Source organism: Spirochaetota bacterium (genome assembly GCA_026414805.1).
Lineage (GTDB): Bacteria > Spirochaetota > UBA4802 > UBA4802 > UB4802 > UBA4802.
In genome coordinates this window covers 1-2,431 of record JAOAIH010000135.1, presented here as the reverse complement: position 1 = coordinate 2,431, position 2,431 = coordinate 1, and the positions used below count along the sequence as shown (strand labels likewise).

The following is a 2,431-nucleotide window of genomic DNA, read 5'->3' as shown; positions in this document are numbered from 1 at the left end:
CGCAGCTCCTTTTTAAGAATCTTGCCAACATTTGACTCAGGCAGGCTATTTCTAATCTCAATTTCTACAGGCCATTTATATTTGGCAAGCCGTGATTTACAAAATTCAAGTAATTCTTCAGGCGTTGCATTATGCCCACTCTTGAGCACCACATATGCCTTGACGTTCTCACCACGCTTTTGGTCAGGGATGCCAATAACAGCACATTTTGCAATCTTTTCATTCTGATAGAGCACCTCCTCAATTTCACGTGGATAGATATTATACCCACCCGATATGATAAGGTCCTTTTTGCGGTCTACTACAAAAAAGTATCCATCCTTGTCCATATATGCAATATCGCCAGATTTTAAAAAACCATCTTTGGTAAATGCCTTTTTTGTTTCTTCAGGTTTGTTAAGATACCCCTTTGTTACCTGAGGGCCACGGAAGAGCATTTCACCTGGTTTGCCCACCGGTACCTCCTTTGTGCCCGTTTCAAGATCAACGATTTTTACTTCAGTATCAGGGTATGGAATACCAATACTTCCTGGTTTTTTCTTGCCTTTATATGGGTTGAGATGCGTCTGAGGAGATGTTTCAGTCATGCCAAAGCCTTCATTAATTTCAACGCCTGTAAGCTTTTTAAACTCCTGCAACACCTCAACAGGCAACGATGCACCACCAGAGGTTAACAGCTTAAAGCAGGTCATATCGGTTTTCTTTAAATCAGGATGTTGCAGCATCCCAACATACATGGTTGGCACCAGTGGCGACATAGTTGGCCTGTACAGCCGTATAGCTTTAAGCAAGTTTTCGGGTTGCGGTTTTGCTATGAGGACTATTGTCCATCCCATATATAGTGGAAGATTCATAGCAGCCGACATTCCCAGTACATGAAAGATAGGCGGAGCAGCCATTGCAATCTCCTCACCACGATTGGTCTTGAACCACTGCTCGTACATCTGCACCATACATCCTAAATTGCGGTGTGTTAAGATTGCACCTTTTGATACACCAGTAGTGCCTCCTGTATACTGATACGCAACAACATCATCAAAGCTAATTTCAACCTGTGGTGGATTAGGCTCTGACACCTTAAGACAATATTTAAAATGATACACATCAGGTGCAGGATACACATCTGCTTTCATGCCGTTTTTGCGCGCAACAAGCGGGAACAGTATATTTTTTGGAAATGGGAGATAGTCACCAATAGATGCATAAATGATATGCTGTATGCCTGTGACAGATCTAAGCTTTATCATGCGGTTTGCAAGTAAATCAAGGCACACTAGCACTTTTGCTCCTGAATCATTGAACTGATATTCTAACTCCCTGTCACTGTAGAGGGGATTGCACATTGCCACAATACCACCAATACTAATTGTGGCATAATAAGCAACAACAGTCTGAATCATATTAGGAAGCAGAATAGCTACCACATCACCTTTTTTCACACCAATTGAATTCAGAAATGCAGCAAATTTTTTTACCATGACAAAAAGTTCAGTATAACTTACCCTGTAGCCTTCAAAAATTAGTGCCGTATTATATGGAAACTCATTTACACTTCTTTCTAACATTTTATGCAAAGGTGTTTCATGGTATTGTATTGTAGCAGGAACACCCGGATCATAATGTTTTAACCAGGGTTTTGAAGCATACGGTGATTTCATAGTATTATCTCCTAATTTGTATAAACATTATATTATAATATATTTATATTAATTTGTATTTGTCAATAAAAAATTTATATGTATTTATATGTCATTAATGCTAAAAAATTATACAAAATGATTTCATAGCAGTTTTATATTATTATATGTATAATTATTAGTTTCTGCTTGACATTACTTTTAAAAACATGATTAGCCATGGTATGGTATATTTCTGTTTTAATTGTTTTAAACAAATTTCCCGTGATGCTCCCCTGTGCCCATTTTGTGGTGCAGATATTCAAAAGTATACTACTAACAGCTTTGAAGAAAAACTTATACACGCACTGCATCACCCCCTTCCAGATATTGTGGGTATTGCAATTACAGTATTGGGAAAAATAAAGAGTAAAAAGGCAGTTAAACCGCTTAAAGGACTATTTCACTCTACATCTGATCCCTATATTCAAAGAGAAATACTGGATGCCCTATTTGCTATTGGTACAAAAGATGCATTACGGTTTGTGACAATGATGCTGGCTCATGAAAATGTCATCGTACGAAAAGAAGCAGAATTTCTTATAAAGAAGATGGGGTAATATTTTTATTTCTATGGGCGATAGTTCCTGCCAAAATGCTGGTTGCCGGAGCTATCGCCATAATTTTGTTAATAACCCATACTTTTTCTCATTTCACATCATACACTTTATGTTCTTCAATGAATGCTGCAATATCCTTTTTATGCTCTTCAAGTGCGGAAATTAGCTGCTCAAGGTAGGCAATCTGCCCAGCAA

Annotated in this window: 2 protein-coding genes; one reads left to right on the top strand and one right to left on the bottom strand. The window is 38.1% G+C overall.

Annotation, left to right across the window (positions count from 1 at the left end; all coding sequences use genetic code 11):
- Positions 1-1,658, bottom strand: a 1,658-nt coding sequence (locus N3F66_14930; protein MCX8125441.1) for a long-chain fatty acid--CoA ligase, incomplete at its 3' end; no start/stop codon positions are given.
- Between the two features lie 203 nt (positions 1,659-1,861).
- Between N3F66_14930 and N3F66_14925 the strand changes: the two genes are divergently transcribed.
- Complete coding sequence (locus N3F66_14925; GenBank protein MCX8125440.1) at positions 1,862-2,236, top strand: HEAT repeat domain-containing protein; 375 nt, start codon at positions 1,862-1,864, stop codon at positions 2,234-2,236.
- The last annotated feature ends 195 nt before the right edge of the window (positions 2,237-2,431 follow it).

Excerpts from the sequence above, each read along its gene's own strand:
- N3F66_14925 (MCX8125440.1), top strand. The coding sequence starts at position 1,862 with ATGGTATATTTCTGTTTTAATTGTTTTAAACAAATTTCCCGTGATGCT.